The 16,923-nt window shown below is 70.9% G+C and carries 14 protein-coding genes; 9 read left to right on the top strand and 5 right to left on the bottom strand.

Translation table 11 applies throughout. The annotated features are described in order from the left end of the window. Positions 1-7: 7 nt before the first annotated feature. Entirely contained in the window at positions 8-1,627 is a 1,620-nt protein-coding gene (locus tag ACZ5WE_RS09670; RefSeq protein WP_467684121.1) for an acyl-CoA synthetase, read from the bottom strand. A 175-nt stretch (positions 1,628-1,802) separates the two neighbouring features. Between ACZ5WE_RS09670 and ACZ5WE_RS09665 the strand changes: the two genes are divergently transcribed. From ACZ5WE_RS09665 to ACZ5WE_RS09640, 6 genes are all read left to right on the top strand, one after another. After that, positions 1,803-2,603, top strand: a complete 801-nt coding sequence (locus ACZ5WE_RS09665) for a crotonase/enoyl-CoA hydratase family protein (protein WP_467684123.1) — start codon at positions 1,803-1,805, stop codon at positions 2,601-2,603. Between the two features lie 87 nt (positions 2,604-2,690). Next, positions 2,691-3,650, top strand: coding sequence for a Zn-ribbon domain-containing OB-fold protein (locus tag ACZ5WE_RS09660; protein WP_467684125.1), 960 nt, complete (start codon positions 2,691-2,693; stop codon positions 3,648-3,650). Next, positions 3,651-4,739, top strand: a complete 1,089-nt coding sequence (locus ACZ5WE_RS09655) for a thiolase domain-containing protein (protein WP_467684126.1) — start codon at positions 3,651-3,653, stop codon at positions 4,737-4,739. It begins immediately after the preceding gene. Continuing rightward, the gene (locus ACZ5WE_RS09650; protein ID WP_467684128.1) at positions 4,739-5,923 is read left to right on the top strand and encodes a thiolase domain-containing protein; all 1,185 of its coding nucleotides are present in this window, start codon (positions 4,739-4,741) and stop codon (positions 5,921-5,923) included. The genes ACZ5WE_RS09655 and ACZ5WE_RS09650 overlap by 1 nt, the downstream gene beginning before the upstream one ends. A 107-nt stretch (positions 5,924-6,030) precedes the next feature. Beyond that, positions 6,031-6,294 carry a DUF397 domain-containing protein gene (locus tag ACZ5WE_RS09645; RefSeq protein ID WP_336605706.1) on the top strand — a complete coding sequence of 88 codons (264 nt, stop codon included), beginning with the start codon at positions 6,031-6,033 and terminating at the stop codon, positions 6,292-6,294. A gap of 168 nt (positions 6,295-6,462) precedes the next feature. Continuing rightward, complete coding sequence (locus tag ACZ5WE_RS09640) at positions 6,463-7,392, top strand: universal stress protein (RefSeq protein ID WP_467684130.1); 930 nt, start codon at positions 6,463-6,465, stop codon at positions 7,390-7,392. Positions 7,393-7,427: 35 nt separating this feature from the next. Here ACZ5WE_RS09640 and ACZ5WE_RS09635 read toward each other — a convergent pair whose 3' ends face one another. Beyond that, a complete protein-coding gene (locus tag ACZ5WE_RS09635; RefSeq protein ID WP_467684132.1) occupies positions 7,428-8,159 on the bottom strand; it encodes a leucine-rich repeat domain-containing protein in 732 nt (243 codons plus the stop codon). Between the two features lie 562 nt (positions 8,160-8,721). Between ACZ5WE_RS09635 and ACZ5WE_RS09630 the strand changes: the two genes are divergently transcribed. Then, complete coding sequence (locus ACZ5WE_RS09630; RefSeq protein WP_367039047.1) at positions 8,722-9,222, top strand: hypothetical protein; 501 nt, start codon at positions 8,722-8,724, stop codon at positions 9,220-9,222. 136 nt (positions 9,223-9,358) lie between these two features. Beyond that, on the top strand, positions 9,359-11,701 hold the full coding sequence (locus tag ACZ5WE_RS09625) for a glycoside hydrolase family 95 protein (protein WP_467684134.1): 2,343 nt from the start codon (positions 9,359-9,361) through the stop codon (positions 11,699-11,701). Between the two features lie 89 nt (positions 11,702-11,790). On the opposite strand, the gene ACZ5WE_RS09620 is transcribed toward ACZ5WE_RS09625, so the two are convergent. Further along, positions 11,791-13,803 (bottom strand): N-acetylmuramoyl-L-alanine amidase, encoded by a 2,013-nt coding sequence (locus ACZ5WE_RS09620; RefSeq protein WP_467684135.1) that lies wholly within the window; start codon positions 13,801-13,803, stop codon positions 11,791-11,793. Positions 13,804-14,006: 203 nt separating this feature from the next. Continuing rightward, positions 14,007-14,609, bottom strand: coding sequence for a TetR family transcriptional regulator (locus tag ACZ5WE_RS09615; RefSeq protein WP_467684136.1), 603 nt, complete (start codon positions 14,607-14,609; stop codon positions 14,007-14,009). Positions 14,610-14,695: 86 nt separating this feature from the next. Here ACZ5WE_RS09615 and ACZ5WE_RS09610 point away from each other — a divergent pair, with 86 nt between their 5' ends. Next, positions 14,696-15,583: an SDR family NAD(P)-dependent oxidoreductase gene (locus ACZ5WE_RS09610; RefSeq protein WP_467684138.1), complete on the top strand. Its 888-nt coding sequence runs from the start codon at positions 14,696-14,698 to the stop codon at positions 15,581-15,583. A gap of 66 nt (positions 15,584-15,649) precedes the next feature. Here ACZ5WE_RS09610 and ACZ5WE_RS09605 read toward each other — a convergent pair whose 3' ends face one another. Continuing rightward, a complete protein-coding gene (locus tag ACZ5WE_RS09605) occupies positions 15,650-16,852 on the bottom strand; it encodes an ROK family protein (RefSeq protein WP_467684140.1) in 1,203 nt (400 codons plus the stop codon). Positions 16,853-16,923: the final 71 nt, after the last annotated feature.

The following is a 16,923-nucleotide window of genomic DNA, read 5'->3' as shown; positions in this document are numbered from 1 at the left end:
CACACCCTCAGCGATCCGCCCCCGCCGCCACCGCCTTCGCCCACCGGTAGTCCGCCTTCCCGCTCGGGGAGCGTTGGATGTCGTCCGTGATGACCAGCGCTCGCGGGATCTTGTAACCGGCCAGGTGGGTGCGGCAGTGGGTCTGGATCGACTCCAGGTCCAACGAGGGCGCTCCGTCCCGCAGTTGGATCACCGCGGCCACGCGGTTGCCCCAGCGTTCGTCCGGGACTCCGGCGACCAGCGCGTCGTACACATCCGGATGAGACTTCAGCGCCTGCTCGACCTCCTCCGGATACACCTTCTCGCCCCCGGTGTTGATGCACTGCGAGCCACGCCCGAGGACGGTGACTATGCCGTCATCGTCGACCGTCGCCATGTCACCGAGCAGCACCCAGCGCTCGTCACCCTTCTGGAAGAACGTCTCGGCGGTCTTCACCGGGTCGTTGTAGTAGCCGAGCGGTACGTGGCCGCGCTGGGCCAGACGGCCCACAACGCCCACCGGCACCGGGTCGTGCGTGACCAGATCCACCACCTGCGTACGTTCGTTGACCTCCAGGCGGAAGCCCTTCTCCGGGCCCGAGTCGTCGGTCGCCTTGCCGTTGGAGCCGGACTCGGAGGAGCCGAAGTTGTTCAGGAGCAGGACGTTCGGGGCCAGTTCCTGGAACTGGGCGCGGACCGTCTCGGACATGATCGCCCCGGATGACGAGACGCTGAAGAGGGACGACAGGTCCGTGCCCTTGAGCGGGCCGTGCAAGGCGTCGATGAGCGGCCTGAGCATCGCGTCGCCCACCAACGACACACTGGAGACCTTCTCCCGCTCTATCGTGCGGAGCACCTCTTCGGGCACGTACTTGCGGTGAATGGCCACCCGCTGGCCGTAGTTGAAGGCAATGAACGACGTCAGGGTCGAGGTGCCGTGCATCAGCGGGGGAGCGGGGAAGAACGTGATGCCGGGTCCGCCCGCGGCGACGCGCTCCGCCAGTTCCTCGGGCCGCTTCACCGGCTCGCCCGCGGGCTCGCCGCCGAAGAGCCCGGCGAAGAACAGGTCCTCCTGGCGCCACATGACGCCCTTGGGCATGCCGGTGGTGCCGCCGGTGTAGATGATGAACAGGTCGTCCGCCGAGCGCGCCCCGAAACCGCGCTCCGGCGAACCCGCCCCCTCCGCGTCGGCGAAAGCCACCACGTCGAGCGCGGGGGCCTCGGCGGGCGGCGTCCCCACCCGCACCAGGTGCCGCAGCCTCTCCGTGCGCGGCAGCGTGGCCGAGACCCGCTCGGTGAACTCCGCGTCGAAGACGAGCGCGGCGAGGTCCGCGTCGCGATAGAGGTAGACCAACTCCTCTTCTACGTAGCGGTAGTTGACGTTGACCGGTACGAGGCGTGCCTTGAGGCAGGCGAGGACGGTCTGGAGATACTCGACGCCGTTGTAGAGGTGGAGCCCCAAATGTTCGCCGGGCTTCAGGCCGCTGTCGATCAGGTGGTGCGCGAGACGGTTGGCGGCCTGGTCGAGCTCGGCGTACGTCAGCCTGCGTTCCGCCCCGGTACCGGGGTGATCGATGTACACGAGCGCCTCGCGGTCCGGGACCACGTCGACGACCGACTCGAACAGGTCGGCAAGGTTGTACTCCACCGCTCCTCCTGACCCCGGCGTCATCTCTCCTGGCGGTCATCAGAGCAGAGGCACCCACAAGTGGGAAGGGCCCTCGTTCAAGAAATCTGACTGTCTGTCAGAAAACTCTTGAACTGGCTCCCCGCCTACTGCAACCTGTTCCAGGTCCGAAGCCGACAGCAGAGGGAGCACGGCTATGGGTGGGACGGAACATCTGGCTGTGCGGCGCGAAGGCGCCACACTGATACTCACGCTCAACCGGCCGGAGGCGAAGAACGCGCTCTCGCTGCCGATGCTGGTGGGGCTCTACGACGGCTGGGTGGCCGCCGACGAGGACGACGCGATCCGCTCCGTCGTACTCACCGGAGCGGGCGGCGCCTTCTGCGCCGGCATGGACCTCAAGGCCCTCGCGGGCAAGGGCATGGACGGTGAGCGGTACCGGGACCGGATGAAAGCCGACCCCGACCTGCACTGGAAAGCGATGCTGCGCCACCACCGCCCCCGCAAACCCGTCATCGCCGCGGTCGAGGGCCACTGCGTCGCGGGCGGCACGGAGATCCTCCAGGGCACGGACATCCGCGTCGCGGGCGAGTCCGCGACGTTCGGTCTCTTCGAGGTCAAGCGCGGCCTCTTCCCGATCGGTGGCTCGACCGTGCGACTGCCGCGGCAGATTCCCCGTACGCACGCCCTGGAGATGCTGCTGACCGGGCGGCCCTACTCGGCGAAGGAGGCGGCCGGCATAGGCCTCGTCGGCCATGTCGTCCCGGACGGCACCGCCCTGGAGAAGGCCCTCGTCATCGCCGAACAGATCAACGCGTGCGGGCCGCTCGCCGTCGAGGCGGTGAAGGCGTCCGTGTACGAGGCCGCCGAGATGTCCGAGGCGGACGGCCTGGCGGCGGAGTTGAAGCGGGGGTGGCCGATCTTTGACACCGCCGATGCCAAAGAGGGCTCCAGAGCCTTTGCGGAGAAGCGTGACCCGGTGTTCCGGCGCGCGTAGGTCGTTCCCCGGCTGCGGGGCCGTTGTGGCTGGTCGCGCAGTTCCCCGCGCCCCTTCGGGGCGCCTCCGAGAAACGGAGTTCTGCTCATGGCATCCGCTCCCTCACCCGAAGTGCTTCGTGCGCCTCTCGTTGTCGAGTTTCCCTTCACCCGGTCCCTCGGGCCCGTGCAGAGCGCCTTCCTGACCGGGCTGCGCGAACGCACCGTACTCGGAGTCAGGACCACCGACGGGCGCACCCTCGTCCCGCCCGTCGAGTACGACCCCGTCACCGCCGACGAGATACGCGACCTGGTCGAGGTCTCTGGCACCGGCACCGTCACCACCTGGGCCTGGAACCACGAACCCCGCAGGGGGCAGCCCCTGGACAGGCCCTTCGCCTGGGTCCTGGTCAAGCTCGACGGCGCCGACACCGCCCTGCTGCACGCCTTGGACGCGCCGGACCCCGAAGCGGTCAGGACCGGCATGCGCGTCCGGATCCGCTGGGCCGACGACCGCACCGGTGCCATCACCGACATCGCCTGCTTCGAGCCGTACGAGGGGGCGGGAGGTAGTGAAGCCGTGCCGCACGACGGGGAGTTCAGCGACCCCGTCACCGGCATCGTCGCCGCCGCGCGGCTCGACTACACCTATGCGCCGGGCCGCGCGCAGACCGCCTACATCAAGGCACTCTCCGAGCGGAAGACCGTCGGCGAGCGCTGCCCCTCCTGCCACAAGGTCTACGTCCCGCCCCGCGGTGCCTGCCCCACCTGTGGCGTCGCCACCACCGAACGGGTCGAGGTCGGCCCCCGCGGCACCGTCACCACGTACTGCATCGTCAACATCAAGGCGAAGAACCTCGACATCGAAGTGCCCTACGTCTACGCGCACATCGCCCTGGACGGCGCCGATCTCGCCCTGCACGCCCGCATCGCGGGCATCCCCTACGACCAGGTGCGGATGGGGCTGCGCGTCGAGCCGGTGTGGACCGAGGGTGCCCGCTTCCCCGACCACTACCGGCCCACGGGTGAGCCGGACGCCGACTACGACACGTACAAGGAGCTGGTGTAGATGCCGCCCGCGAAGCCGTCCGCGCAGCCGTCCGTGATGCGGCCCGTCCGGGACATCGCCATCGTCGCCTTCGGGCAGACCGACCATCGGCGCTCCACCGACGAGCTCTCCGAGGTGGAGATGCTCATGCCGGTCCTGCACGAGGTTCTCGCCGCCACCGGCCTGAAGACCAGCGACATCGGCTTCACCTGCTCCGGGTCGTCGGACTATCTGGCCGGGCGTGCCTTCTCCTTCACCATGGCGCTCGACGGGGTCGGTGCCTGGCCGCCGATCTCCGAGTCGCACGTCGAGATGGACGGGGCCTGGGCGCTGTACGAGGCGTGGACCAAGCTGCTCACCGGCGAGGCCGACACCGCGCTCGTGTACTCCTACGGCAAGTCGTCGCCCGGGTCGGTGCGTGACGTACTGACCCGGCAGCTCGACCCGTACTACGTGGCACCCCTCTGGCCGGACTCGGTCGCCCTCGCCGCTCTCCAGGCGCAGGCCCTGATCGACGCGGGGGACACCGACGAGCCCGCGCTCGCCGGGGTCGCGGCGCGCAGCCGCCAGGACGCGTCCGCCAACTCCCGTGCACAGCTGCGGGGTGCGGTGGCACAGGGGGACTACGCCGTACGTCCGCTGCGCACCGGCGACTGCCCGCCCATCGGGGACGGGGCCGCCGCCGTGATCCTCGCGGCCGGGGACCGGGCCCGTGAGCTCTGCGAGCGGCCCGCCTGGATACGGGGCATCGACCACCGCATCGAAGCGCACAGCCTCGGCGTACGTGACCTCACCGACTCGCCCTCCAGCCGTCTGGCCGCCGAGCGGGCCGGAGCCTTCGAACGGCCCGTGGACACCGCCGAGTTGCACGCGCCGTTCACCTCCCAGGAGGTCGTCCTGCGCAAGGCGCTGAAGCTGGGCGACGACGTCTGGGTGAACCCGTCCGGGGGCGCGCTTGCCGCGAACCCCATGATGGCCGCCGGTCTGATCCGGCTCGGTGAGGCCGCCGCCCGCATCCACCGGGGCGAGTCGGACCGGGCCCTCGCACACGCCACATCCGGCCCCTGCCTGCAGCAGAACCTGGTCGCCGTCCTCGAAGGAGAGTCGTGATGAGTGGGGTGAGTGGGGCGGGCAAGGAGCCCGTGGCCGTCGTCGGGATCGGCCAGACCAAACACGTCGCCGCCCGGCGGGACGTCTCGATCGCCGGCCTCGTCCGCGAGGCCGCCCAAGCCGCCCTGAACGACGCGGAACTGACCTGGGCGGACATCGACGCCGTCGTCATCGGCAAGGCGCCGGACTTCTTCGAGGGCGTCATGATGCCCGAGCTGTACCTCGCCGACGCGCTCGGTGCCGTGGGCAAGCCGATGCTGCGCGTCCACACGGCGGGATCCGTCGGCGGGTCCACGGCGCTGGTCGCGTCGAACCTGATCGCGGGCCGCGTCCACGGCACCGTACTCACCCTCGCCTTCGAAAAGCAGTCGGAATCCAACGCCATGTGGGGGCTCTCCCTGCCCGTCCCCTTCCAGCAGCCGCTCCTCGCGGGCGCGGGCGGCTTCTTCGCCCCGCACGTGCGCGCGTACATGCGACGCACCGGCGCCCCCGACACGGTCGGCTCGCTCGTCGCCTACAAGGATCGCCGCAACGCCCTCAAGAACCCCTTTGCCCATCTCCACGAGCAGGACATCACCTTGGAGAAGGTCCAGGCGTCGCCGATGCTCTGGGACCCGATCCGCTACTCCGAGACCTGCCCGTCCTCCGACGGAGCCTGCGCGATGATCCTCACCGGCCGTGCGGGCGCGGCCCGTTCGCCCCGGCCGCCCGCCTGGATGCACGGCGGCGCGATGCGCAGCGAGCCGACGCTCTTCGCGGGCAAGGACTTCGTGTCGCCGCAGGCCGGCAAGGACTGCGCCGCCGACGTCTACCGGCAGGCGGGGGTCACCGACCCGCGGCGCGAGATCGACGCGGTCGAGATGTACGTGCCGTTCTCCTGGTACGAGCCGATGTGGCTGGAGAACCTGGGCTTCGCCGAGGAGGGCGAGGGCTGGAAGCTGACCGAGTCGGGCGTGACGGAGCTGGACGGCGATCTGCCCGTCAACATGTCGGGCGGCGTCCTGTCCACCAATCCCATCGGCGCCTCGGGCATGATCCGGTTCGCCGAGGCGGCACTTCAGGTGCGCGGCCAGGCAGGTGAGCACCAGATCGACGGGGCCCGCAGGGCGCTCGGGCACGCCTACGGCGGCGGTTCGCAGTTCTTCTCCATGTGGCTGGTCGGCGCGGAGCCGCCCACCACGTGACGGGTGTGTCGTGCCGGACAGGCGGCCCTCCTCCTTCCGCGGCCTGTCCGGTACCGGAACCGAAAGCTAGGCTGGCGGGCGGACGACGCATCGGGAGGAGCACGGACGTGGCCGAAGGCACCATTCAGCAGCATCCGCTCGCAGGTCAGCAGCGCCCGCTCGCGGGCTGGGACAAGCCGGAGCTCGACCTCAGCACAGCGGACTGGCAATCGAGCAGCGAGGGGCGGGGTGATGTGGAGATCGCCTTTGTCGAAGGTTTCATCGCGATGCGCAACGCCGGCCGCCCCGAGAGCCCGTCCCTCATCTTCACACCGGCGGAGTGGGGAGCGTTCGTGCACGGCGCGCGGGCGGGGGAGTTCGACCTGACGTAGGCCGTGTGGGGCGTTGTGGACCCTCGTCTCCGGTTGTCGCGGCCGCTCGCGGCTTGTGCCGTGCTGACCTGGTGACGTCGGACTCCGCCTTCGGCCGGCCTCCCGCACGGGGCCGGGGCCGCAAGCGGAGCCGGCCCACCTTGGCCTTGCGCCGGAGACGAGGAAGCCGTGAGTGACGACGCGCCCGTTGGACCCGCCCAGGCCGAACCCGCCCCGGCCCTCGACCTGCCTGTCGTGGTGGCCGTCGACGGGTCGGCCGGCAGCGACCACGCCCTGGAATGGGCGCTGACCGCCGCACGGCTGCGGAACGCGCCGCTGCGGATCGTGCACGTGCGGCAGTACGCGATGCCGCTGGCCGATGGTCCGCACATGCCGACCCTCGACCACCGCCCGGACGCCGACCCGGTCATCGACCGGGTCCGCGGTGCCCTGCAGGGGCGGGCGGATCTGCCTCCGCTGACGGTCGAGATCGTGGAGGGCGCCCCGGGGCGGGACATCACGCCGCTCGGCGACGAGGCACAGCTGTTGGTGCTCGGGTCGCGCGGGCGCGGCGGCTTCGCCAGTCTGCTGCTCGGCTCGAACGGTCTCGCGTGTGCGCGGGAGGCGGCGTGCCCCGTGGTCGTGGTGAGGCCGGACGAGGAGCTCACGGCGGGGGCCGAGCCGTGCGTGGTGCTCGGGCTCGATCCGCTCTCGCCGCACCAGGACACGATCGGCTTCGCCTTCGTGGAAGCGGCGCTGCGGGGCGCGGTGCTCCGGGTCGTCTGCGCCTACCCGGGGCCCGTCCTCGTCTACACGTCCACCGGTGACTTCGTGACCTCGGCGGAAGCGGACGCGGCGACCGCGGCGCGGTACACGGAGCTCGCGGGCGAGCAGCTCGCGCCCTTCCAGGAGCGCAGTCCGAAGGTGCGCGTCGAGAAGGAGGTACTGCCGGGGGACGCGGCGGGTCTCCTTGTGGACGCGTCGCGGGAGGCGGAGCTCGTGGTGGTGGGACGCCACCAGAGCCGGATGCCACTGGGGAGACTGATGGGATCGGTGACCAACGCGGTGCTGTTGCATGCGAAGGGCGCGGTGGCCGTGGTGCCTCCGGAACACCGCTAGAAACGGCTCCCGCTCCCCCGGCCAATCGCCGATACTCACCGCAGCACCACGCACCCCCGCCCCTCCAGCCTCCGCATCAGTTCCTGCGGCACGGCGACCTCGTTCCAGCGCAGGTCGAGCTTCTCCAGGGCGGGCAGATCGCCGAGCCACCACGGGAGCTCCCGCAGGCGGTTCGTCCGCAGATCGAGCCTCCGCAGCAGGGGCAGGTCGCGCAGAGCTTCCGGCACCGTCGCGAACTCGTTCTCGCGCAGATCCAGTTCGCGCAGTTCGCCGAGACGGCCCACCGAGGCGGGCAGCGACGAGAGGCGGTTGCCGCGCAGCCACACTTCACGCAGGGACGTCAGGGCGCCGAGTGACGAAGGCATCGAGGTCAGGTGGTTGTGCTGGGCGCGCAGTTCCACCAGGGCGTCGAGTGAGCCCAGTGTGTCCGGCAGCGTCGTCAGCCGGTTCTCACCCACGTTGAGGTACGTCAGCCGCGTCAGGTTGCCGAGGGTCTCCGGAAGCGACGTGAGGCGGTTGTCGTGGACGTAGAGGAAGCGGCTGAGGGCCGTCAGGTCGCCGAGCTCCGGCGGAAGCTCGGTCAGGTGGTTGTGGCCCAGGTCCAGGGTGTGCAGCGAGGCCAAGGTGCCGATCCGGGCGGGGAGCCGGGTGAGCTCATTGTCGGGGAGGAGCAGGACCTCCAGGGACGGGTGGCGCCACACCTCGTCGGGGACGTCGCTCAGGCCGCCGTGCCAGTAGTTGAGTACGTTCCCGGTGCCGACCGTCACGTGGGGAGCCCTTCGTCGGAGTGCATGACCGTAGCCAACCGCACCGCGGTGGCCGCATCGGCTCCCGGGCTCCCGGGCTCCCGGGCCCCGGGTGGGCGGAGGCCCCACCGCTCCTGCTCGTCATCGCCGACCACCCGGGCGAACTTCGCGCACCCGCCGAGGAGTTCAGAGGCGAGGACGATCGGGTCCGTGACAAGCCGGCGTCGGCCGCGGCCGCGTCCCGTCCGCCGTACAGCGCCGATACGGAGGCGCCCCCCCGGCGAGCGCGCCGGGGCGCTCACCGCCCGCGGCGAGCCTGCCGCGCGCGTCGCGGAGCAACGCCGCGCATCGCCGAGAAGCCGCACACCGACGAGCGGGCAGTCGTCCGGTCGCTCCGCGCTGTCCGTCGTCTGCCGGAAAGGGGGAACGGACCGCTCTGGTCCACCTCGCCCTCGCCGCCGCGCTCGCGCCCCACCGGCCCCGCTGACCTCGCGCTGAACACCGGCTCGCCCTCCGGCCGCCCCCGCGCGGACCGGCGCCGCCCCCGCGCCGACAAGCGCCGCGGGCCACGTACCATTGGCGCATGTCCTTCCTCCGCCGCCGCAGCTCCGCCACTCCCGCTGGTCCGGACTTCGATGTCCTGGCCATGGACCCGGGTGACTGGCCCGGCAACCTCGGCGCGGGTCTGCTGCCCGCCCCCGACGGCAGCTGCCAGGGCGTCTTCCTGCGCTACGACCTCTTCGGCGGGCGCGGCCCCGCGATGATCATCGGCAATCTGCCCGAGGGTTCACCGGCGCGCGAGATCGCCGACGACGAGGTGCCCTTCGAGGTCGCCCAGCTGCTGCTCGCGCTGGAGAACGACGAGGAGGTCACCGTCGTCACCACCGAGGACATGCCGGTGATGCAGGGCGACAACCTCCTGATCGTGCGCCGCCTCAAGCTCTCCGAAAGCCGCATCTCCTGCGTGCAGTTCGACCGCAGCGACGGCGTCCTGGTCACCATCGCCGCCTGGGACCGGCCGATCACCGACGATCTGTACGCCCTCCTGAAGCCGCTGCCCGCTGAGCTCTTCCAGCAGGGCTGACACACCCGGTACGACCGAGGGCCACGCACCCACCCCTGCTGTCGGAGGGGTGGGTTTTGTCATGCGCCTTGCCAGGCGAGTCATCGGACTTTTAACGTGACCGGTCATGACTCCCGGGATCTCGCGAAGAACCACGATGAAGTCCGCCGTAGGCGGAGCGACCGTTCTGGCGGCGGGCGGAGGCGTGCTCTCCAGTACGGTGGCCGCAGCCGAGGGGCGACATGACAGGCGCGACACCTCCGATGAATCGCTGCTCTGGTATGCGAAGCCCGCCGCCGACTGGGAGCGCGAGGCCCTCCCCATCGGCAATGGCGCACTCGGCGCCATGGTCTTCGGCACCCTCGCTTCCGAGCGCCTCCAGTTCAACGAGAAGACCCTGTGGACCGGCGGCCCCGGCTCCCACGAGGGCTACGACCACGGCAACTGGCGCGAGGCCAGACCCGGCGCACTCGACGCCGTGCGCGAGGAACTGGACGAGAAGGGCGGGCTCGCCCCCGACGCGGTCGCCGCCGACCTCGGCCAGCCCCGCCGCGGCTACGGCGCCCACCAGACCTTCGGCGATCTGCACCTCGACATGGCGGGCGCCCCGGACGCGCCCGACGCCACGTACCGCCGTGCCCTCGATCTCCGCGGGGGCCTCGCGACCGTCACGTACACCCACCGACAGGTGCGCCACGAGCGGGAGTTCTTCGCCTCCCACCCCGACGGCGTGCTGGTCGGGAGCTTGGCCGCCGACCGCCCCGCGAGCGTCACCTGCACCCTGCGCCACACCTCGCCCCGCGCCGACTTCACCGCGAAGGCCGAAGGTGACCGGATCGCCGTACGTGGTGAACTCGCCGACAACGGCCTCAAGTTCGAGGCGCAGCTGCGCGTCGTGCACCGAGGTGGTACGCGCACGGCGAACGCGGACGGCAGCATCACCGTCAGCGGAGCCGATCATGTCTGGTTCGCCCTCGCCGCGGGAACCGACTACGCCGACACCTACCCCGACTACCGCGGCGACGACCCGCACGCTCGCGTCGCCCGCACCGTCGACAAGGCCATCGCCGACGGGCACGCGGCGATCCGCGCCCGCCATCTGCGCGACCACGGCGACCTGTTCGGGCGGGTCGCCCTCGACATCGGCCAGAGCGCGCCGGCGGACGTCCCGACCGACCAGCTGCTCAAGGGATACGGCGCAGGTGGAAGCGCGGCCGACCGCGCGCTCGAAGCCCTCTTCTTCCAGTACGGGCGCTACCTCCTCATCGCCTCATCCCGCGCGGGCTCGCTGCCCGCGAACCTCCAGGGCGTGTGGAACAACAGCACCACCCCGCCCTGGTCGGCCGACTACCACACCAACATCAACCTCCAGATGAACTACTGGCTCGCCGAGGCAGCCAACCTCGCCGAGACCACCGCCCCCTACGACCGCTTCGTCGAGGCACTGCGCGCGCCGGGGCGGCGTACGGGGAAGGAGATGTTCGGCTCGCGGGGCTGGGTGGTGCACAACGAGACCAACCCCTACGGCTTCACCGGCGTCCACGACTGGTCGACCTCCTTCTGGTTCCCCGAGGCCGCGGCCTGGCTCACCGCGCAGCTCTACGAGCACTACCGCTTCGGCGGTTCCACGGAGTACCTCCGCTCCACCGCGTATCCGGCGATGAAGGAAGCCGCCGAGTTCTGGCTCGACAACCTCCGTACCGACCTCCGCGACGGCACCCTCGTCGTCACCCCCAGCTACTCGCCCGAGCACGGCGACTTCACCGCGGGCGACTCCATGGCCCAGCAGATCGTGCACGACCTGCTCAGCAACACCCTGGAGGCCGCACGCGTGCTCGGTGACTCGGCCGCGTTCCGTGCCGAGCTCGACAAGACCCTCGGCAAGCTCGACCCCGGCCTGCGCGTCGGTTCCTGGGGGCAGCTCCAGGAGTGGAAGGCCGACGTGGACTCCAGGACCGACGACCACCGGCACGTCTCCCACCTCTATGCCCTGCACCCCGGGCGCCAGATCGAGCCGGGCAGCAAGTGGGCCGACGCCGCGAAGGTCTCCCTCACCGCGCGCGGCGACGGCGGCACCGGCTGGTCCAAGGCGTGGAAAGTCAACTTCTGGGCGCGGCTGCGCGACGGCGACCACGCGCACAAGATGCTCGGAGAGCAGCTCAAGTCCTCGACGCTGCCGAACCTCTGGGACACCCATCCGCCGTTCCAGATCGACGGTAACTTCGGGGCGACATCGGGCATCGTGGAGATGCTCCTGCAGAGCCAGTTCGACGTCATCGAGGTGCTGCCCGCGCTGCCCGCGAGCTGGCCCGAGGGGTCGGTGCGCGGCCTGCGGGCGCGCGGTGGGGCACGCCTCGACGTCGAGTGGTCGGGCGGACGGGCCACCCGCATCGTGCTCACGGCCTCGCGCACCCGTGAACTCACCGTGCGCAGCGGCCTGTTGAAGGGCGGCGAGAAGACCTTCAAGGCGCGGGCCGGACAGCGGTACGTCCTCGACTGAGTCCGCTCGCGCACGAGAGCCGGCCGGCTCACGCGTCGGGGCCGGGCCCGCCCCCACGCGGACCCGGCCCCCGACCGTCCTCGACGGCTTTATGAGCCCGAGCGCACCACCCGCACATCGGCAGCCCGGACATACGCCACGCGGTGCCCGAACTGGACCTCGTAGTACATGTCCTTGCCGCGTACCACCTTGTGCGGCGCCGTGTCGAACGTCGGCGCGTAGAAGTACTCGCCCGGCACCTTGTCGCCGATCGCGTACTTCTGTCCCGCGAGGAGCTTGTACGGCAGCGGCGTGACCGGCTGCACCGGGACGCCCGCCGGGTACGCCTCCTTCTCCGGGTAGGCACGCCCGTACACCGGGATCTCCGCGGCGTCGCCCTTCGGGGTCACCACGAGCCCCTTCGCGTCGACGGCCGTCGGCTGCTTCTTCGGGTTCTTGAACCAGGCCTTCTGGCCCAGGTACCAGACGGCGGTCCAGTCGCCCTCGCGGTCGGCGAGCGCGTACTGCTGGCCGGTGGACAGGCGCGCGCCGGTGTCGTTCACGCCGGTCGTCGAGTCGCCGCCGCCGGGCCGCAGGCCGATGTCCTTGATGAGCGGCGCGTCGTCACGCGGCTCGGTGTGGACGCGCACGGCGGCGGAACCGTGCGGCTCGCACTTCTCGCCGGGCTTGACGCAGCCCGTGTACTGAGGCCGGTTCTCGGAGTAGTCCGGCGCCACCGTCACCAGACCGCCGTTCGGGCCCGCCGTCCGCTTGAACGGCTTGCCCATCAGTGTGAAGTAGTGCTGCCAGTCCCAGTAAGGGCCGGGGTCGGTGTGCATCCCCGCGATCGTCGACGGCAGCGTGCCCGGGACGTTGTCGTGCCCGATGATGTGCTGACGGTCCAGCGGGATGTCGTACTTCTTCGACAGATACTTCACGAGGCGTGCCGACGAGCGGTACATCGCCTCCGTGTACCAGGTGTCGGGCGCCGTCAGGAAGCCCTCGTGCTCCAGGCCGATGGACTTGGAGTTCACATACCAGTTGCCGGCGTGCCAGGCGACGTCCTTGGCCTTCACGTGCTGGGCGATGTGGCCGTCGGTGGAGCGCAGGGTGTACTGCCAGGACACGTATGTGGGGTCCTGCACCATGTTCAGGACGCCTTCCCAGCGGCCCTCGGTGTCGTGGATGACGATCGTGTCGATGCTCTGGCTCCCCGGCCGGTTCGACAGGTCGTGGTTGCCGTAGTCGTCGTTGCCGTTCGGGTCCTTGAACTCCTCGTACGGCGCCGGGATCCACTCGCACGACACGGTGGACGGACACTCGGTCTCGCCCTCGGGGGCCTTCCGCAGCCCCATGCCCCGTACCTGCGAGGCATCCGCCTTCAGGCCGCTGACCGCCGCGAGCGCCACGCGCTGCCCGGCGTCCGTGGTGCGCTCCTGGCCGTCGTGGATGACGGCGAAGACGTCATTGGCGTACGTCGCCGCCGTGGCCCGGTCGTCGGCTCCGGAGAAGCGGGCGATCGCGCCGTACCAGTCGGCGGGGTCGTCGCTCAGCGGCTTGCCGAGCTTCTTCTGCGCGGCGGCGAGCAGGGCGGCGCCGCCGCGTACGTTGGCGGCCGGTTCGGTGCGCAGCTTCTCGGCGGACTGCCCGCTGAGTTCGGCGGCGCGGGGCAGGGTCTTGAGCCGGGCCGGCAGTTCGGAGTTCTCCGGCACCTCAGTCGTGAACTCCCTCGGCTTCAGCACGCCGCGTGACGCGTCGCCGCGCGGATCTTCATCGCCCTCGCTGTGGTGCGGGGTGCCGGCGACGGCGGTGCGCGCGTCGGTGAGGTGCATCGGGCCGTAGCCGCCACTCACGCTCGGGGCGCCGCCGTGCGCGTCCCAGCGGGACTGCAGGTAGGACACTCCGAGCAACACGCTCTGCGGGACGCGGTATTCGGCGGCCGCGGCAGCGAAGGCACCCTGCAGCGCGTCCGGCGACGAGGCGGGCGACGAGGACGACGAGGACGGGGCGGACGGCGCGGCACCGAGCAGCGGAAGCAGCAGACCGGCGGAGACAAGGGCGCCCGCGGTCCTGATGGCGCGTCTGCGCGCGGCAGGGGTGCGGGCGGTGGCGGATCCTCGCAATGCAGCCTCCTGGGACGGTGAAGCGTGATGGGGCGTGCGGGGCCGGGCGTGCGTCAGTGGTACCGGCTCTCCGACGATCCGTCAATCATGCCCAGGGCAAGGAATTTCCCATGTCAGCGCCGGTCCCGGCGGGTTTCTCCCCGGCAGGCGGCGCGGCCTGCGACGCGTCACTGGATTGGACCAATGAGCAGCACGGGCCCGGCTCAGGGGCGCAGTGTCGCGAACGCCCGGTCGACAAGGACGCCGCGGTCCGCCGTGCCGCCCGAGCGCAGCCACTCCCGGTCCGCCGCGTCGAGCGCCGCGGTGGCCGCCGCGGTGAGGACGTCGGCGCTGAACAGGTCCAGCTTCGCGCCCCGCCGTTCCGCGAGTGCTTCGGCTACCTGGGCCCGCATGGCGTCCCGCTTCTGGTGCAGCCGTGCGCGCAGCGACGGCGTCGCGTCGATGAGGGCGAGCTCGGCCAACTGCCGTCCGGAGACATGGATCCGCTCCTGCCATGCCCGAAGCACTTGATGGAGGGAGTCCCAGGGCGCCTCGCCGTCGGGCCGTCCGCGTACCTCGTCGGCGACGTCGTCCGCCATCGACTCCACGGCGCCGAAGACCACATCCTCCTTGGACGGGAAGTACCGGAAGAAGCTTCGCTTCGACAGACCCGCGGCGTGCGCGATGTCCTCCACGGTCGTCTCGTCGAAACCCCGCGCGGCGAACAACTCCAGTGCCAGTGACGCCAGTTCGGCCCGCATGGCACGCCGGGCCCGGGCGCGCAGCCCACCGGTCTCCGGCTGCTCTGCACTCTCTCCGCTTCCCATGCACCGGAGTTTACTTTGCTTCACCCACTGCCTAACGTGTCACCGAGTGACGTGTTTTGGGAGCGCAGCCCATCACAGGAGGCGGTATGACGTCCTTACGCGGCAAAACGGCACTGGTCACCGGTGGTACGGGAGGGATCGGCAAGGAGACGGCCCGGGGACTCGCGCGGCGCGGAGCCGACGTGATCCTCGTCGGCCGTGACCCCGAACGGGCCGCCCGGGCGGCGCGCGAGATCGCGCGCGAGGCCGGGAGCGGTTCCGTGGAGACGGTGGCGGCAGATCTCACGCTGCGCGAAGGCCTGCACCGGGTGGTCGCCGAGGTGGGCGCTCGCTTCGACCGGATCGACGTCCTCGTCAACAACTTCGGCATGAACCCGCCCGTTCGTCGCCTGACCGCCGACGGTGTGGAGACCGCCTTCGCCGCGAACGTCCTCGCGCCCTTCTTCCTCACCCGGTGCCTCATGCCCCAGCTGGAGAAGGCGCCAGCCGCCCGGGTCATCAACCTCACGGGCGGTATCCCGCGCGGCCCGGTCGACCCCGGCAACCTCCAGGCGCAGAAGACCTTCGTCGGCTGGACCTTCGGCCAGTACAACCACACCAAGGCCGCGCTCATGGCGATGAGTTACGAACACGCCCGGCGGACCGAGGGCGGCACGGTCACGATCAACGTGGCCTATCCCGGCCACGCCTACACACCGGGGAACAAGTCCACCCCGATGAGTGCCTTCCCCTGGGCGTACCGCCCCGCCGCGCCCCTCGTCCGGCTGCTCGGCCCGATCCTGCTCGCGGATCTCGCCAGGCCCGCCAGGTCCAGCATCCACCTGGCGGCGAGCCCGGAGGTCGCGCACGTCACCGGCGCCTACTTCAACGCCAAGTGCCGCCGGGTCCGGTGGCCGGACTTCGCCGAGGACCCCCGTACGCGCGAAGCGGTCTGGTCGCTGTGCGAGGAGCTCACCTCCGAGGACGGGATCTGAGGGGCACGAGGTGCTTGCCCGTCTTCGCGGGCCGGGGTGGGGTGTACGGCCGCGCTCCGACGGCATTCACCGGGCCGCGCCCGCCAGGGCCCGGTCCACCTGCCGCGGGGACAGCGCGTGCTCGACCGCGAGGATGCCCGCGCCGATCGCCGCCGCGTTCTCGCCGGTGCGGCTCGGCTCGATGCGGAGCACATGGGTGGCCAAGGGGTGCGAGCGGCGGTACACCGCTTCCCGTACGCCCGCCAGGAGTTGATCGTGGACGGCGGCCATCACTCCGCCGACCACCACCGTGTCCGGGTTGAAGAAGTTCACCAGGCCCGCGAGCACCTCGCCCACCGCTCTGCCCGCCTCGCGCACCATGCGGACGGCGTCGCGGTTGCCGGACTTCACCAGGCGTACGACATCGCTGCCCGAGGTCGCCTGCAGGCCGAGCCCGGAGAGTTTGCGTGCGATCGCCGCGCCGCCCGCCACCGCCTCCAGGCACCCGGAGTTGCCGCACCGGCAGGGATCCTCGATGTCGCCCACCCGGATGTGCCCGATGTCGCCCGCACTGCCCTGCGCACCCCGGTGCAGCCGGCCGTCGGCGACGATGCCGCAGCCGATGCCCGTGCCCACCTTGATGTAGAGCAGATAGCGCGTGTCCGGGAAGGCTCGGCGCTGCTCGGCGAGCGCCATCACGTTCACGTCGTTGTCGACGAGGGCGCGTGGCCCGAACCGCTCGGCGAAGAACTCGGGAATGGGGTACTGATGCCAGCCCGGCATGATCGGGGGATCCACCGGGCGGCCCGTCGAGAACTCCACGGGTCCCGGCACCCCGACCCCGATGGACTGCAGCGAGGCGGGGTCGCGTGCCGCCTCATCGAGAAGGGTGTGCAGCGTCCGTTCGACATGGCCGAGAACTTCCTGCGGGCCGTCCGCGATGGAGAGCGGGTCCTCGCGCAGCGCGAGCATCTCGCCGCCGATGTCCATCAGGGCGACCCGGCAGTGCGACGCCCCCAAGTCGACTCCTGCCACCGCATGTTCGCGCGTGCGCAGACGCAGCCGGCGCGGTGGCCGGCCGCCCGTGGAACCGCCGTCGGCCTCCTCCGTGACGAAGCCGTGCGCGATCAACGCGTCCACCCGCTGCGACACCGTCGACCGAGCGAGCCCCGTCAGACGGGCGATATCGGCGCGGGTCTCCACCGCCCCCGTACGGAGCAGGGCGAGGACTTCACCGGGTGAGGACGGTGTGGACGGTACGGAATCGGGGTGATCCGGCGCTCCAGACATGGCAGTCACCATAGGGACGAGTTTCGCTGCTCACAAGGCCGATGCTGTTCGGCGATCGACCTAAGTGGCCG

Source organism: Streptomyces sp. NPDC033180, assembly GCF_055577645.1.
The sequence above is the reverse complement of the archived record's forward strand: the minus strand, read 5'-3'. Positions and strand labels throughout refer to the sequence as shown.